The sequence below is a fragment of the Delftia sp. S65 genome, from assembly GCF_016516495.1.
GTDB lineage: Bacteria > Pseudomonadota > Gammaproteobacteria > Burkholderiales > Burkholderiaceae_C > Comamonas > Comamonas acidovorans.
Genome location: NZ_JACVUR010000033.1, coordinates 16,860 through 32,777, shown reverse-complemented (window position 1 = coordinate 32,777; position 15,918 = coordinate 16,860). Strand labels below are relative to the sequence as shown.

Annotated in this window: 14 protein-coding genes; 4 read left to right on the top strand and 10 right to left on the bottom strand. The window is 67.2% G+C overall.

Features of this window, described 5'->3' with window-relative positions:
* Nucleotides 1–73 precede the first annotated feature (73 nt).
* The 8 genes from cycA to IAE24_RS22070 form a co-directional block, all read right to left on the bottom strand.
* Nucleotides 74–1,522 (bottom strand): D-serine/D-alanine/glycine transporter, encoded by a 1,449-nt coding sequence (gene cycA, locus IAE24_RS22105; protein WP_180319568.1) that lies wholly within the window; start codon nt 1,520–1,522, stop codon nt 74–76.
* Between the two features lie 265 nt (nt 1,523–1,787).
* Nucleotides 1,788–2,198, bottom strand: coding sequence for a polyhydroxyalkanoate granule-associated phasin (locus tag IAE24_RS22100; RefSeq protein ID WP_065345843.1), 411 nt, complete (start codon nt 2,196–2,198; stop codon nt 1,788–1,790).
* An 82-nt stretch (nt 2,199–2,280) separates the two neighbouring features.
* On the bottom strand, nt 2,281–3,372 hold the full coding sequence (locus IAE24_RS22095; RefSeq protein ID WP_199961687.1) for an MBL fold metallo-hydrolase: 1,092 nt from the start codon (nt 3,370–3,372) through the stop codon (nt 2,281–2,283).
* A 168-nt stretch (nt 3,373–3,540) separates the two neighbouring features.
* Nucleotides 3,541–5,175, bottom strand: coding sequence for a DHA2 family efflux MFS transporter permease subunit (locus tag IAE24_RS22090; RefSeq protein ID WP_013802448.1), 1,635 nt, complete (start codon nt 5,173–5,175; stop codon nt 3,541–3,543).
* Nucleotides 5,176–5,220: 45 nt separating this feature from the next.
* Complete coding sequence (locus IAE24_RS22085) at nt 5,221–6,582, bottom strand: HlyD family secretion protein (RefSeq protein ID WP_063326173.1); 1,362 nt, start codon at nt 6,580–6,582, stop codon at nt 5,221–5,223.
* 132 nt (nt 6,583–6,714) lie between these two features.
* On the bottom strand, nt 6,715–8,190 hold the full coding sequence (locus IAE24_RS22080; protein WP_199961688.1) for an efflux transporter outer membrane subunit: 1,476 nt from the start codon (nt 8,188–8,190) through the stop codon (nt 6,715–6,717).
* 69 nt (nt 8,191–8,259) lie between these two features.
* A complete protein-coding gene (locus IAE24_RS22075) occupies nt 8,260–8,787 on the bottom strand; it encodes a MarR family winged helix-turn-helix transcriptional regulator (RefSeq protein ID WP_199961689.1) in 528 nt (175 codons plus the stop codon).
* 164 nt (nt 8,788–8,951) lie between these two features.
* Nucleotides 8,952–9,266: a DUF4148 domain-containing protein gene (locus IAE24_RS22070; RefSeq protein WP_199961690.1), complete on the bottom strand. Its 315-nt coding sequence runs from the start codon at nt 9,264–9,266 to the stop codon at nt 8,952–8,954.
* Between the two features lie 309 nt (nt 9,267–9,575).
* On the opposite strand from IAE24_RS22070, the gene IAE24_RS22065 reads away from it, so the two are divergent.
* From IAE24_RS22065 to IAE24_RS22050, 4 genes are all read left to right on the top strand, one after another.
* A complete protein-coding gene (locus tag IAE24_RS22065; RefSeq protein WP_016446045.1) occupies nt 9,576–10,313 on the top strand; it encodes an AzlC family ABC transporter permease in 738 nt (245 codons plus the stop codon).
* Between the two features lie 3 nt (nt 10,314–10,316).
* Nucleotides 10,317–10,613, top strand: a complete 297-nt coding sequence (locus IAE24_RS22060) for an AzlD family protein (RefSeq protein WP_199961691.1) — start codon at nt 10,317–10,319, stop codon at nt 10,611–10,613.
* A 63-nt stretch (nt 10,614–10,676) separates the two neighbouring features.
* Nucleotides 10,677–11,021 (top strand): FlxA-like family protein, encoded by a 345-nt coding sequence (locus IAE24_RS22055; protein ID WP_071955876.1) that lies wholly within the window; start codon nt 10,677–10,679, stop codon nt 11,019–11,021.
* 281 nt (nt 11,022–11,302) lie between these two features.
* Nucleotides 11,303–12,904, top strand: coding sequence for a methyl-accepting chemotaxis protein (locus tag IAE24_RS22050; RefSeq protein ID WP_099750877.1), 1,602 nt, complete (start codon nt 11,303–11,305; stop codon nt 12,902–12,904).
* A 138-nt stretch (nt 12,905–13,042) separates the two neighbouring features.
* On the opposite strand, the gene IAE24_RS22045 is transcribed toward IAE24_RS22050, so the two are convergent.
* Together IAE24_RS22045 and IAE24_RS22040 are read right to left on the bottom strand one after the other, a co-directional pair.
* A complete protein-coding gene (locus IAE24_RS22045; protein ID WP_199961692.1) occupies nt 13,043–14,986 on the bottom strand; it encodes an AMP-dependent synthetase/ligase in 1,944 nt (647 codons plus the stop codon).
* Between the two features lie 276 nt (nt 14,987–15,262).
* Nucleotides 15,263–15,898 (bottom strand): GntR family transcriptional regulator, encoded by a 636-nt coding sequence (locus IAE24_RS22040; protein ID WP_199961693.1) that lies wholly within the window; start codon nt 15,896–15,898, stop codon nt 15,263–15,265.
* Nucleotides 15,899–15,918 lie beyond the last annotated feature (20 nt).

Below are 15,918 nucleotides of genomic sequence, written 5' to 3'. Positions count from 1 at the left end.
GCAGAGGGAACGCGGGCGCCAAAGGCATCCTGCAATGGCCGCCCCCATGCGCAGGGGGGCGGCCGGGAGAGGGTCAGCGCGGTTCGGCTGCCGTGCCCGCAAGGGCGGTGGAGCGCTCCGCCGACTGGCGCGAAGCCTGGCGGCGCACGAACTGGTAGGCGATGGCCAGCAGGGCAAACCAGGCCGGCGTCACCACCAGCGCCTGGCGCGTGTCGGCCTGCAGGGTGAGCAGGCCCAGGATGGCGGCAAAGAACACCAGGCAGGCCCAGCACATGGCCACGCCGCCGGGCATCTTGTAGCGCGAAGCCTCATGCAGGGCCGCGCGCTGGCGCCGGTAGGCGATATAGGACAGCAGGATCAGCGACCACACGAACATGAACAGAATGGCCGATACCGTGGTCACCAGCGTGAAGGCTTCCACCAGATCGGGCACCACCCACATCAGAAACGCGCCGGCCAGCAGGCAGGTGCACGAAAACAGCAGCCCGCGCGAGGGCACGCTGCTGCGCGACAGCCGGTGGAAGGCCCGGGGCGCATCGCCCTTGAGCGCCAGGCCGTAGAGCATGCGGCTGGTGGAGAACACGCCGCTGTTGGCCGACGAGGCAGCCGAAGTCAGCACCACGAAATTGATCACGCCCGCGGCGGCTGGCAGGCCTGCGAGCACGAACAGCTCCACGAACGGGCTCTTGCCGGGCACCACGTCACGCCAGGGGGTGACGGCCATGATGGCGATCAGGGCCAGCACGTAGAACACGATGATGCGCACGGGAATGGAATTGATGGCGCGCGGCAGCGTGCGCTCGGGGTCCTTGGCCTCGGCCGCGGTGGTGCCCACCAGCTCGATGCCCACGAAGGCGAACACCGCGATCTGGAAGCCCGCGAAGAAGCCCATCATCCCGTTGGGGAACATGCCGCCGTCATTCCAGAGATTGGACAGGCTGGCCGTGCGGCCCGCAGGCGAGACGAAGGCGGCCCCCACCATGTACAGCCCCGTGCCCACCAGGGCCACGATGGCCACGATCTTGATCATGGCGAACCAGAACTCGATCTCCCCAAACAGCTTCACCGTCAGCAGGTTCAGGCCCAGCAGCAGGCCCACGCAGGCGATGGCCGGTGCCCACTGCGGCAGGTCCGGGAACCAGAACTGGGAGTAGGCCGATATGGCAATCACATCGGCAATGCCCGTCACGATCCAGCAGAACCAATAGGTCCAGCCCGTGAAGAAGCCGGCCCAGGGGCCGAGCAGGTCGGACGAGAAGTCGATGAAGGAGCGGTACTGCAGGTTGGACAGCAGCAGCTCGCCCATGGCCCGCATCACGAAGAACAGCATCACGCCGATGATGGTGTAGACAAAGATGATGGACGGGCCGGCCAGGCTGATGGTCTTGCCCGAGCCCATGAACAGGCCCGTGCCGATGGCCCCGCCGATGGCGATGAGCTGGATATGGCGGTTGGTGAGATTGCGCTGCAGGTCGTCTTGACCGTGCAGGCCCTGGCCGGTTGGCGGGGCCTTGTGTGTCATCAGAGAACTCCGGGGAAGACTGGCAAAGCGATGGCAGAAAGGGGGAATCCGCCTGTCGCGGCCGTGTTTTCAGTCTCTGCATGGAGTCCATGCCTGGAAATGCGGCAGCGCAGCAAAACGGAACGAAGGCCGCGAGGATAACCGAACCTCGCCCCCGCATCGGCCCTGCCGCGTGGCCGCGCTCCGGTGAATGGAGCGGGCTTGATATGGGTGGATCAGCCGCGTTGAGCAGCGATCAGTCGTACTTAACCGTGCTTGGCCGTGCTCAGCCGCGCGCCAGGCGCTTGGCATTGGCCACCGCCGTGCGGTGCACGGGGGCCAGGCCCTTGCCCACCACGCCCCACATGGCGTTTTGCCATTGCGAGGCCTGCGATGCCAGGGCACCGCCGTTCCAGGTGGAGGTGCTCCAGGGGGTCCAGCACATGCGCATCCAGGCCTGCATCAGGGCCTGGCTGGCAACCATGGACTGCATGCCCATCGCCGCCCAGGATTGCTGGAAGGCTGTCTGTTTCTCGGACACCATGCGTGTGAATTCACGCCGGTCCCGCGCGGAGGGATTGGCGCCTGCCATGGCCATGCGGGTGAGGCGATGGGCCACGACCTGGGGCGCTGCGACGGCCAGGTCGGTGGCCTGGCGGGCGACCAGGGCGGCCCGGGGATTTTTGCGATTTGCCATGTGCACTCCTGAAGCTGGGTTCACTTTATCCAGATGGATGCCGGCCCGCGTAGGCCGATGACGCAATGCAGCAAAAACGGATTTATCGCGGCTGGGCCTGTGGCGCTGACGCGGCTGCGTCCTGCACGGCAGGGGATACCAGGGCACGCCACCAGCGCTCGCCTGCATGGGGGGCGGCCAGGTCCACGCGCTCGCCCATCATGGGAGTGGCCACGGCAATGCCGTGCTCGGCACCCAGGGCCAGCACGCGCTCGAAGGGGTCCCACCAGGCATGCATGGCCAGGCTGAAGGTGCCGTTGTGAATGGGCAGCAGCCAGCGTCCGCCCAGGTCGCGGTGGGCCTGCACGGTCTGGGCCGGGTGCATGTGCACATAGGGCCAGTGCGGGTCGTAGGCGCCGGTTTCCATCAGCGTGAGGTCGAAGGGGCCGAAGCGCCGGCCGATTTGCGCAAAGCCGTCGAAATAGCCGCCGTCGCCGCTGAAGAAGACACGCAGCGTGTCGGCGCTTGCCAGGTCCTCGATGACCCAGGACGCCCACAGCGTGCGGTTGCCGTCGCGCAGGCCCCGGCCCGAGAAATGCTGGGCCGGCGTGGCCGTGAAGCGCAGGCCGTCCACCTGCACGTCCTGCCACCAGTCGAACTGGCGCACCTTCTCGGGGGCCACGCCCCAGTCCATGAGCCGGTCGCCCACGCCCAGCGTGCACAGGAAGAAGTCGACCCGGGGCGCCAGGGCGCGGATGGTGGCACGGTCCAGATGGTCGTAGTGGTCGTGCGAGAGCACCACCCCGCGCAGCGCGGGCAGTTCATGCAGGGCGATGGGCGGCGCATGAAAGCGCTTGGGGCCGATGAAGGAAAAGGGCGAGGCGCGCTCGGCAAACACCGGGTCGGTGATCCACCAGCCGCCGCGCAGCTTCATCAGCAGCGTGGAGTGGCCCAGGCGGTACAGGCTGCGCTCGGGCGCGGCGGCCAGGTCGGCCGGGGTGAGCCGCTGCACGGGCAGGGGCGCGGCAGGCTCGGTGTCCTTGGGCTTGTTGAAGAAAAAGTCCCACATCACCTTGGCGTCGGGCTGGGGCGCGTTGGCGGGGCGGGGATGGACGTTGCGAAAGCGCCCGCCCACCGACTGGGGTGATTGGGCGTAGTCGGCAATCGGGGCGCGGAAGATGCGGGGTGTTTTCACGGTGCTCCGTCGGTGTTCAGGCCGCCGCCATCATGGAACCGGTGGCGCAGCCCTGTCGAGATGGTGGTCTTGGCGGCCCGATTCAAGGCGCCTTGCGTGTCGTCATGTAAACAAAAAAGGAGCTGCCCCTGCAGGCAGCTCCTTGTCGTGATGGCCGCAAGCTGGGCCTCAATGGGCGCCGGCCGCCTCGGCACCACCGGCATGGCCCGCAGGGCGCCTGGTCATCCAGATGAGCACGATCAGCACCAGGAACAGCACGGACGACGCCAGGAAGATGTCGTCCGCCGCCCGCGTATAGGCCTGCTGGTCGATAAGCCGGTTGATCTGGGCCAGCGCCTGCGCTTGGCTGAGACCCGCAGCCTGCAACCCCTGCAGGGTGACGCCGAACACGCCCTGGCCCTGGATCAGCCCTTCGGTCAGATGGGCGTGGTGCAGCGCGGCGCGGTTTTCCCACAGCGTGGTGGCGATGGAGGTGCCCATGGCACCCGCCGTGATACGCACGAAGTTGCTCAGGCCGGCGGCGGCCGGGATACGGTCCGGCGAGATGCCCGACAGCGTGATCGTCGTCAGCGGGATGAAGAAGAACGCCATGGCCCCGCCCTGGATCAGCGTGGGCACCAGGATGTGCATGAAGTCCGTCTCCACCGTGAAGCGCGAGCGCATCCACAGCACCAGGGCGAACACCACGAAGGCGCCCGTGGCCATCTTGCGCGGGTCCCACTGCGTGACCTTGCGGCCCACCAGCGGCGTCAGGATGATGGCGAAGATGCCCACCGGCGCCAGCGCCATGCCGGCCGTGGTGGAGGTATAGCCCATCCACTGCTGCAGCCACAGCGGCAGCAGCACCACGTTGCCGAAGAACAGGCCGTAGGCAATCGACAGCGCCACCGAGCCCGCCGCGAAATTGCGGCGCATGAACAGGCGCAGGTCCACCACCGGGTGCGCATCCGTCAGCTCCCAGACCAGGAAGACCACGAAGCTCACGATGGCCAGCACGCACAGCGTGACGATCTCGCCCGAGGCGAACCAGTCCAGCTCCTTGCCCTTGTCCAGCATCAGCTGCAGCGCGCCCACCCACAGCACCAGCAGGGCCAGGCCCACGGAGTCGATGGGCAGCTTGCGCGTGGGGGTCTCGCGGCTGCGGTAGATGCTCCAGGTCATCAGGGCCGACAGCAGGCCCACGGGCACGTTGATGTAGAAGATCCACGGCCAGGAGATGTTGTCCGTGATCCAGCCCCCCAGCAGCGGCCCGACCACGGGCGCCACCAGGGTGGTCATCCCCCACAGCGCCAGCGCCACCCCGGCCTTGGCCGGCGGGTAGCTGGACAGCAGCAGTGTCTGCGACAGCGGGATCATGGGCCCGGCGACCAGCCCCTGGAGCACGCGGAACAGCACCAGCATCTCCAGCGACGAGGCAAAGCCGCACAGCCAGGAGGTCAGCACGAACAGCAGCACGCTCATGGTGAACAGGCGCACGGCGCCGAAGCGCTGCGTGAGCCAGCCCGTGAGCGGCACCGAGATGGCGTTGGCCACGCCAAAGCTGGTGATCACCCAGGTGCCCTGGCTGGGGCTGACGCCCACGTCGCCCGAGATCGCCGGAATGGCGACGTTGGCAATGGACGAGTCCAGCACGTTCATGAAGGTGGCCAGCGACAGGGCCAGCGTGCCCAGGGCCAGCTGGGCGCCCTTGAGCGGTGCGGGCCGTGCGGGCATGGCAGGCGGTGCCGAGGGTGGCGCGGCAGGCGGCACGGTCGGCCCACCCGGCTGCGCCGGCTCCGGCACGGCGGTGGTAGAGGAAGTCATAGGCAGTCCGCGTAGGTTCTGGGAAGGCGGGGAAGCGATGCCTGCTTACTTGGACTGCGTGGCCTGCGCGTCAACCGGCGCGGAGGCCACTGCGGCTGGCGCCTTGCCCTGTGACCTGTCTTGCGCATCGGCCATGGCGACGGGCGGCAGCTCGGGCAACTGCTTGAGCGGCGCCACGTTCTGGCCCGCCACGATGTGGGCGATGCGTTCCTCCGCCTGGGGCAATGCCATGTCGTAGATGGAGGTCTGGGCCACGGGGGCATTGCGCGTGGCGGTTGCCAGGACTTCGCCCTGCTGGTCGCGCACGTCCACCTTGGCCTCCATCGACAGGCCCACGCGCAGCGGGTGCTGGGCCAGGTCTTCCGGCGACAGTGCAATGCGCACGGGCACGCGCTGCACCACCTTGATCCAGTTGCCGGTGGCGTTCTGCGCGGGCAGCAGCGAGAAGGCCGCGCCGGTTCCTGCACCCATGCCGACCACGGTGCCGTGGTAGCTGATCTTGTCGCCGTAGACATCGGCCGTCAGCTCGGTCTTCTGGCCTATGCGCAGCTGGGCCAGCTGGCTTTCCTTGAAGTTGGCATCCACCCAGAGGTTGTGCAGGCCCACCACGGTCATCAGCGGCGCGCCCGAGGCCACGCGCTGGCCCAGTTGCACGCCGCGCTTGGCCACATAGCCTTCCACGGGCGAGACCAGGCGCGTGCGCTGCAGCGCCAGATAGGCCTCGCGCACCTTGGCGGAAGCGGCGATCACGCTGGGGTGCTCTTCGGCGCTGCTGCCCTTGGTCTGGGCTTCGGCAGCGGTCAGCTGCGCCTTGGCGGCGCGCACGGCGGCTTCTGCTGCAGAGGCGGCATTGCCTGCCGTGCGGGCCAGGGACTGGGCGTGGTCGAACTCTTCCTTGCCCACGGCGCCCGTGGCCAGCAGCGGGCGGCGGCGGTCCACGTCCTCGCGGGCGCGGGCGGCATCGGCCTGCAGGCGGGCCAGGTCGGCCTCGCGCTGGGCCACCTGGGCCACCAGGGGCGCATTGTTGGCGTACAGCGTGCGCACCTGGCGCACGGTCTGGGCCAGCTGGGACTCGGCTTGGGACAGGGCAACCAGGGCATCGGCCGAGTCCAGCTGCACCAGCAGCTGGCCGGGCTTGACGTAGTCGGTGTCGTCGGCGCCGATGCTGATCACCGTGCCGCCGATCTGCGGCGTGATCTGCACCACGTTGCCCGCCACATAGGCGTTGTCCGTGGTCTGGTAGTTGCGCGCCACCATCCAGTGCCAGCCGCCCCAGGCGACGGCGGCCACCGCGACGGCGGCGGCGATGAGGGTCAGGCCCTTGCGGCGGCCCTGCGGATTGGCCACGGGCGAGGCTGCGGCCGGTGCGGCGGCAGGGCTGGGTGCTTGCTTGTTGGTGTCGGTCATGGTGTACGGCGCTTTGTTATCTGTGAATGTGGTTGTGCGGCCGGGGCAGGGAGCTGGCGGTCTGTCACGCTGGCTGGCGGTCTGCCCGGTGGAGGGTCAAGAGTGCGGTGGATTCCTGTGCGGGTTGCGATCTCAGTGCTGGCTGACCTGCACGGCAGCCGTGCCATCGGTCCAGCCGCCGCCCAGCGCCTTCATCAGCGACACGCGCGTGTCCAGCGCGCGGGCGCGCAGGTCCACGTCCAGGCGGCGCTGGGTGATCACCTGGGTTTCGGTGTTCAGCACCGTCACCTGGCTGGCCAGGCCCGCCTTGTAGCGCTGCACGGCAAAGTCGTAGGCGCGTTCGGCCTTCTCCAGCGACTCGGCCTGCAGCTGCTGTTGGCGCACCAGCGATTGCACGGAAGTGATGGCGTCGCCCGCTTCCTTGACCGCATCGAGCACCACGCCGTTGTACTGGGCAATGGCGGTGTCCAGGTCGGCCTGCGTGCCGCGCAACTGGGCGCGCAGGCGCTTGCCGTCGAACAGGGGCAGGCGCAGCGCGGGCGTCACGCCCATCTGGCGCGAGCTGCCCTTGAACAGGTTGTCCAGGCCGATGGCATTGAGGCCGATGAAGGCCGTGAGATTGATATCGGGATAGAAATCCGCCCGCGCGCTCTCTATGCCCTGCGTTGCGGACTCCACACGCCAGCGCGCGGCCACCACATCGGGGCGGCGGCCCAGCAGGTCGGCACCCAACTGGCCGGGCATGGCCTGGATCTGCAGCGCGGCCAGACGGGGCGCCAGCTGCAGCTGCGCCTCTGGCGCCTGCCCGCAGAGCACGGCGATGGTGCGGCGCGCCAGCGTGATCTGCTCGTCCAGCATTTCGATCTGGGTGCCGGCATCGGGCAGTCCGGCCTGGGCCTGGGTCAGCTCCACCTGGCTGTCCAGCCCGGCGCGCGTGCGCTGCTGGCTCAGGTCCAGCAGCGACTGGCGCTGGGTCAGCGTGCGGCCAGCCACATCCTTTTGGGCAATCAGCCGGGCCAGCGCCACATAGCTGCGCGCCACCTGGGCCGCCAGCTGGTTGGCGGCGGCGGCGCTGTCGGCCTGGGCGGCACGGGCCTGGCCCAGGGCGGCCTGCAGGTCGGCGGCATGGCGGCCAAAGAAATCCGGTGTCCAGCTCAGGCCGGCCTGCAGGTTGCCGGTGTTGTAGGTATGGCCGGCAATGGGTGCGGGCACCAGGCCGTTGGCGCTGTAGTGCTGGCGCGTGGCGTCGACGCCGAGCGTGCCGCGCACATCGGTGGCCGTGCTGGTGGCCGTGGCCAGGGCGGCCGCCTTGTCGAAGCGGGCGCGGCTCATGGCCAGGCTGGGGCTGCCCTGCAGCGCCTGGGCGATCAGCGAATCCAGCTGGGCATCGCCCAGGGACTTCCACCAATCGGCGGCGGGCAGGCTGGTACTGGCGCCTGTCTCGGACTGGGCCGTCAGACCCAGGTCGGCGGCGCCCAGCCGGGCCAGCGGCTCATGGGCCGGGCCCTGGGAAGCACAACCGGCCAGGGCCAGCGCGGCGCACAGGGTGGCCGCTGCGGCGGCCACGCGGCGGGGCGCGGCGGACACGGAAACAAGGGATTTGGGCATGGTGGTCTGCCTGTTGGGGGTCAAGAATCAGGAAATCGGAAACCGGCGGGGAAAAGGGGGCTGGCGCTGTCAGGCCACGGGCGCTGTGCCCGGGGGCGCGGCCTCCGGCGCGCGCATTGCATCGCCGTTGGCCAGCAGGCGGCGCAGCATGTCCAGCAGCTGGCGCGACTCGTCATGGCTGAAGCCGGCCATATGGGCATTCATCACGCTGGACAGCACCTGCGGCACCTTGGCCGCCATGGCACGGCCTTCATCGGTCAGCACCAGCTTGACCACGCGCCGGTCCACCGTGGAGCGCTCGCGCCGCAGCATGCCCTTGGATTCCAGCCGGTCCAGCGCCCGCGTGATGGAGGCCGGATCCAGCCCCAGGTCACGCGCCATGCCGGCATTCGTGGCATCGCTGCACAGCAGCAGCTTGTACAGCGGCAGCCACTGCACATAGGTCAGCTCATGCTCGGCCAACTGCGCATCGGCCTGCTGGAGGATGGAGCTGAGCACCTTGCGCATGAGGAACCCCACGCTCTCGAAGGGCGTGTAGCTGCCGGGGCTGTAGAAGTCCGAGGGCTGCAGGCCGTTGGGCAGGGGAGGCTGGGTCATGGTGTCTGCGGGTGAAATAATTGACTGCGCAATGATTGTTGCGGCAATTATTGCAGAAACACCGTTTGACCGTGTGACGCGAGGGTGCCGGGGACGGTATCAGGGTTATCCAGACCCGCCGGTGGCTTTCAGCTCCCCAGATCCGCCACCGGCCGCCTTCAAGCTCACTTGTCCAGGGCCACGGCATGTCCCTTCTCCAGCCTTGCCACGGCCTCGCGGTAGGCGGGGCTGGCGCGCAGTTGCTGGTAGCGCTCCAGGCCGCGCTGGTATTCGGTGGAGCGGACATCGATCTCGCGGTCGGAGAGATAGGTGAGTCCGGCGCGGTGCCACATTTCCAGGTCGGCCAGCACCTGGGCTCGGCTGAGGTCGGTGGGGGCAGCAGTGGAGGAGGGCGTGGCGTCCTGGGCGAGGGCGCTGCCGGCCAGGCCGAGGCTGAGGGCGGTCAGGGCGACGAAGCGGGTGAAGTCGGAAGTGCGCATGGGGAACCTTTCAGGTGAAGCGAAGTGATGAGGGCTTCATGGTCCCGCCGCCGCCCTGGCCGGCACAGCCGTTTGCGACGCACTGCAGCATGGCGGGAGCCAATGGCTGTTGGGTTTCGTGAAATGTCAGGAGGGCAGGCGCGGCCATCCGAGGAGCGCCGCCAGCCATGGAAATGGGTTGAGCGGCGCTTGTGCAGCAGATAATTTCAAGTTAATCGAATAAATCGGCATGAACAGCTGTGAAATGACTGGTGGAAGCATGAATCGGCAGCAAATTTCAGCGGCACAGGCCGACAATCGCCGCTCTCCATGTCTTCATCCATTCCACTTTCCCCCGCTGCCGTTTCGGCAGATTCCGTCTCCCGCAGTTCCGAGGCCTTTCGCGGCTTCAGGGATGCGATTCCCGTGATGCTGGGCTTCGTGCCCTTTGCCCTGGTGCTGGGCGCCCAGGCCGTGCAAAAGGGGCTGGCACCGCTGGAAGTTCCTCTCATGACCGGGATGAACTTCGGCGGCGGCTCGGAGTTCACGGCCATACGGCTGTGGACCTCGCCGCCGCATGTGCTGCTGATCGTCGCCATGTCTTTCCTGGTCAATTGCCGGCACATCCTGATGGGTGCGGCGCTGGCGCCCTATCTGCGCCATCTGCCCAGGCGCCGTGCGCTGCCGGCCCTGTTCTTCATGTGCGACGAAAGCTGGGCGCTGGCCCTGGCAGACGCCCAGCGCAGTGCCGCCCGGCGCGTGAGCCTGCCTTACTACATGGGCGTGTCGGCGGGCCTGTACATGGCCTGGGTGTCGTGCACGGCGGCCGGTGCGTTTCTGGGACCGCGCATTGGCGACCTGGAGCAGTACGGCTTCGACATGGCGTTCACCGCCGTGTTTCTGGTGCTGCTGCGCGGCATGTGGAAGGGCGTCAGGCCTTGCCGGCCCTGGCTGGTGAGCCTGCTGACGGCGGCCCTGGTCTACAAGCTGGTGCCTGGCGCCTGGTATGTGGCGGCCGGCGCCGTTTCGGGCCTGATCTGCGCGGCCTTGCTGGCGCCCAGGAGCTGAGCGATGGAAGCCACAACCTTGCTGACGCTGGTGCTCATGGCGTGCAGCACGTATTTCACGCGGGTGATCGGCTACCTGCTGCTGCGCGGGCGCACGCTGAGCCCGCGCATGCAGTACGTGATGGAAAGCCTGCCGGGCTGCGTGCTGATCTCGGTGATTGCCCCGGCGTTTGTGTCCGAGCGGCCGGCCGATCTGCTGGCACTGGTGGTGACGCTGGTGGCGGCGAGCCGGCTGCCCATTCTGCCGACGGTGCTGGTCGGCATTGCATCGGCGGCAGCGCTGCGGCATGTGCTGGGGTGACTACTGGCGGGGCAGGCGTGTTTTCGGCCTTCAGTTTGTGCGGCGGTGGACGATGTATGAGGCATGCAAGTCTCATCCTCCACATCGGCTTCCGCCTCGGGAGCCGCTTCATCCTCCGGCGGCAATGACATCGCTGCGTTGCAGCGCAAGCTCAAGGAGCTGCAGCAGGCGCTCAAGGAAGTGTCTTCCGAGAACATCGACGCCAAGGCCAAGCAGACGAAGGCCAAGCTGCTGCAGTCGCAGATCATGATGGTGCAAAGCCAGATCGAGGCGCTCATGCGCGCCAGGCAGCAGGCCCAGATCGACAAGCAGCGCGAGCAGCAGCAGGCGGCTGAAGCCAAGTCGCCGTCCCAGCCGAAGAGCAACAAGGCGCCCGGACTGGGTGGTGTGGTCGACGTCTACGTCTGAATGGAAATGGCTCGTGCTTTCACGGGCCATTTTTTTGATGATATCAATGTAACTTACATGAGTGAATTGGCCGTGCCTTGGATGGGTTGGCCTGGCAACGGGGTTGAGGGCAGGGGCAGGGCATCCTCACTGTGGCGGGCGTCTTTACACATCTCGCGGAACTTATTGAGTTTTGTCTCTCAAGAAATCGGCCACCGCTACCGATAAGGCAGCTAATGTGACTGCCTGGATGCGATAGCGATGGCCTATACCGACGGCAGCACTGGGCCAGAGGTTCTGCGATGAAAAAACTCAGCGATGTGCGTATCGGTACCCGGCTTACAGCCGTCTTTCTTGTCCTGCTGGTCTGCCTGATGGCCGTAGGGGGCGTCGGCGCAAGGGCGCTGGGCCATGTGTTTTCGGGCACGGAGACCCTGTACCAGGACCGTGTGGTTCCACTCAAGCAGCTCAAGCAGATTGCGGATGCCTATGCCGTCAACGTCATAGACACGGTCAATAAAGCCAATGCGGGCCTGATCACGGCGCAGGAGGCATCGGCCAGCATCTCGGGCACGCTGCCCGCGATCGAGGCCGCCTGGCGCAGCTACTCGTCCACCCAGCTCACAGCGCAGGAGGCCGTGCTGGCCAAACAGGCCCAGGCACTGTTCGCGCCGGCCAACCAGAGCATCGACAAACTGCTGCAGCGCCTCAAGCAGCTGGACGGCAAGAAGGCCGGCAGCCTGGATGAGTTCGACGGCGCGCTGTATGCCAGCATCGACCCCATCAGCGCCAAGATCGGCGAGCTGGTCGAGCTGCAGCTCAAGACGTCGGAGGATGTCTATGGGGACTCCAGGGAGGTTTTTGCACGGTCGCAGATGCTGATCTACGGTTTTGTGGCGGCTGCCGTCATCCTGGCCGTGGCCCTGGGCTACATGGTCACGCGCTCCATCACGGTGCCCTTGAAGTCGGCCGTGGAAGTGGCCCGGCACATCGAGCAGGGCGACCTGGCTTCGGAAATCCAGGCCACTGGGCGTGACGAGGTCGGCGACCTGCTGCGCTCCATGAGCGCCATGCGCGAGTCGCTGGCAAACATCGTTGGCGATGTGCGGCGCGGGGTGGAGTCGGTGACCACGGCCTCCAGCCAGATCGCTGCCGGCAACCAGGATTTGAGCAGCCGCACCGAGCACCAGGCCTCCAGCCTGCAGGAAACGGCGGCGTCGATGGAGCAGCTGGCCGGCAACGTGGGCCAGAGCTCCGAGAACGCCCGGCAGGCCAGCGCCCTGGCCGTGCGTGCCAAGGAGGTGGCCGGCGTGGGCGGCGGCGCGGTCGCCAGGGTCATCGGCACCATGGACGAAATCTCGGCCAGCAGTGGAAAGATTGCCGAGATCACGGGCGTGATCGACTCCATTGCCTTCCAGACCAATATCCTGGCGCTCAATGCAGCGGTGGAGGCCGCGCGGGCAGGCGAGCAGGGCAGGGGCTTTGCCGTGGTGGCCGGGGAAGTGCGCTCCCTGGCCCAGCGCAGCGCCGCAGCGGCGCGGGAGATCAAGGCACTGATCACGGCATCCACCGACAAGGTGCGAACAGGCGGCAACCAGGTCCGGGAAGCAGGCAAGGCCATGGATGCCATTGAAGCCCAGGTGAGCGAGGTGGCGTCGCTGATCGAGGCCATCTCTGCCTCCAGCGTGGAGCAGAGCGGTGGCCTGGGGCAGATCACCCAGGCCGTCTCCCAGATGGACCAGGTCACGCAACAGAATGCCGCCTTGGTGGAAGAGTCGGCAGCCGCTGCAGCCAGCCTGGAACGGCAGGCTCGGGTGCTGGCACAGGCGGTGGCCACGTTCCAGATCAGCTCGGCGAAGGAGATCGGCATGGCGAGCCCCAGCCTGACATTGGCAGCTGCTTGACGCAGACCCAGGAAGAGCGTGCGCAGTGCGCTCTTCCTTTCTTTTTGATCAATTCAATGTAACTTACATAAATTGAACCCATATCAAAAATAGAAAAAGCCACCGTTTTGAGCGGCTGCTGTTTGTCAGAAGCAGGGGTCAACCCGCGCTGTTGCGGCCTTGCCAGCGCTCGGCAGGCTTGCTGTACATGGCGGCGATCTGGGACTCGAACCGGGTCATGAGGTTGTTGCGCTTGAGCTTGAGGGTAGGCGTCATCAGCCCGTTTTCTATGGTCCAGGGCTCCAGCTCCAGATGCACGGCGCGTGGCACGGCATAGCGGGCAAAGCTGGCCACCTGCTTTTCGATGCGTGCCAGCGCTTCGCGTTCGGCGGCGGAGTGGTTCAGGCTCTTGGGGTCTTCGGGATCCAGGCCCAGGCGCTGGGCCATGGCCTGCCATTCGCCGCGCTCGATGACGGCCACGGCGGCGATGAAAGGGCGGTCTTCGCCCACGACAAAGACCTGGGTGAAGAACGGGTCGCCGGTAATGGCCAGCTCCAGGTCGGCCGGCGGAATCTTTTCGCCGGTGGAGGTGACGATGATTTCCTTGATGCGTCCCTGTATGCGCACGCGCCCGTCCTCGATCACCGCCTGGTCGCCCGTGCGCAGCCAGCCGTCGTCGGTGAAGGTCTTGGCGGTGTCTTCGGGGCGCTCCCAATAGCCGCGCATCACGCAGGGGCCACGCACCTGCAGCTCCCGGTTCTCGCCAATCCGCACCTCCACGCCGGGCAAGGCGCGGCCCACGGTGGCGGGGTGGTTGTCCTCCAGCGTGTTGGCGCAGACCACGGGCGAGGTTTCCGTCATTCCATAGCCCTGGATCAGCGGCAGGCCCAGGCCCAGAAAACAGCGCGCAATCGTCGGCGACAGCGGCGCGCCGCCACTGACGGCCACGCGCACGCGGCCACCGAACTGGGCCAGCAGCGGCTTGGCCACCAGGTGGTTGAGCACCGGCCAGGGCAGCCATTGCATCCAGCCCGGCACGTCGGGCTGGGGCGCTTGCGCATCGGCAATGCCCTGTGTTTCACAAAAGCGCTGCCAGCCCCTGGCCTGGGCCAGCTCGAACAGCTGGGCCTTGAGCGGTGCGCGGGCCAGCGTCTCCATGACCTTGGCGTGCACGCGCTCGTAAATGCGTGGCACGGACACCAGCACAGTGGGGCGCTGGGTCTTGAGATCCTCGGCCAGCTGGGCCACCGAGCGCGCATAGGCCACGCAGGCGCCCACTGCCAGCGCCAGGTAGTAGCCAGCCGTGCGCTCGAAGGTGTGCGACAGCGGCAGGAAGGAGAGGAAAACATCATCGCTGCGCGGCTGCAGCCGCTGCATCACGGCCTGCACGTTGGAGACCACGTTGCGGTGCGTGAGCATCACGCCCTTGGGCTTGCCCGTGGTGCCCGAGGTGTAGACCACGGCGGCCAGGTCCTCGGCAGAGGGAGGCGGGGGCAGGGGGACTGCGTCGCCTTCAGCGAGCCATTGGGCCAGCGGCTGCACGGGGATCTGGCGCAGGGCCTCCAGTGCGGCGGCATCGCCTTCGGTTTCAGGCTCTGCGGCCCGGGAAGCCGGCTTGGCCGATGCCACGACCACCTTGCGCAACGCGGGCAGGGCCTGGCCTGTGGCGCAGATCTTGTCCCAGGTGGATTGCTGTGCCACGAACAGCATGGACACCTGGGCGTTGGCCAGGATGTAGGCAATGCTGCCCGCGTTGTCTATGGCGTGCAGCGGCACGGGCACATGGCCGCAGCGCAGGCTGGCCAGGTCGATGGACATGGCGTCCAGACCGTTGGGCAGCAGGATGGCGATGCGCGATCCTGCCGGCAGCTCCTGCGCGGCCAGCGCCTGCGCCCAGAGGGCCACGCGCTCGCCGGCCTGTGCCCAGTTCAGCGTCTTCCAGCTGCGCGCATCCTCGTCATAGGCCCGGTAGGCCTCGCCTGCGGGCGTCTGCTGCACGCGCAGGGCCAGCATTTCCACCAGGGTGGAGGCCGTGGCCATGCTGGCATCGGCTGGCAGGCTCATGGCCAGGGAAGGGGCGCGGGCTGGGTCTTGGATGCTCATGCGAGGAGGGTGCGGGCCGAAGTGTATGTAGCCGCTGATGATAGCCGGGGCTTTCCGCAGGTCCTGGCGTCAGCTTCGGACATGAGTGGGTGCGGCGCACGCGTTTATGCTGCACTGCAGCGTATTCGTGTGTCCACTCTGAAACCAACCAGGAGCCGCATGTCTGCCTACGTCGCCACCGTTGCACACCAGGCCCGATTCCAGACGGGGCGGCCGCCTGCGCGTCATGGCCGCGCCAGCTGGTGCCGGCTGTGCAAGAGCGCCGAACGGCAGGCTTCAGGACGCCGCAGCCAGGCCGTTCTGGAAGTGCTGACGCATGGCCTGGGCCGCTGCAGCGCCATCGCGGCGCAGCAGGGCTTGCATGACGGTCTCGTGCTCGGCCAGCGAATCCTCGATGCGGCCCTGCTTGAACAGCGACTTGTGGCGGTTGAGCTTCATCACCTTGCGCAGATCGGCCACCAGCTGGTTGCGCCAGCGGTTGTCGGCAATCTGCAGCAGCTGCATGTGAAAGCTCTCGTTGAGTTCGAAGAAGCGGTCTGCATCGCGCGTCTGCGTCTTGAGTTCCTCGTGGGTCTGCTGCAGGGCGGCAAGCTCTTCGTCGCTGCCCGATTCGGCCACCACCTGAACGGCATCGGATTCCAGCAGGCTCAGCAGGTGATAGACATCGGCAATGTCCTTGGACGACACCTCGGTCACATAGGCGCCACGGCGCACCTTCATGGTGACCAGGCCCTCGGCGGCCAGCACCTTCAGGGCCTCGCGCAGCGGGGTGCGGCTGATGCCGTATTCCTCGGCAATCTTCAGTTCGTCGATCCAGTCACCGGGCGCCAGCTCGTGCTCGAAGATGCGCAGGCGCAGCTTCTCTGCCACCTGTTCGTAGAGAGCGCGGGGAGTGAGGGTGTTTGTCGACATGTGGCCCGGATTGTATCGGC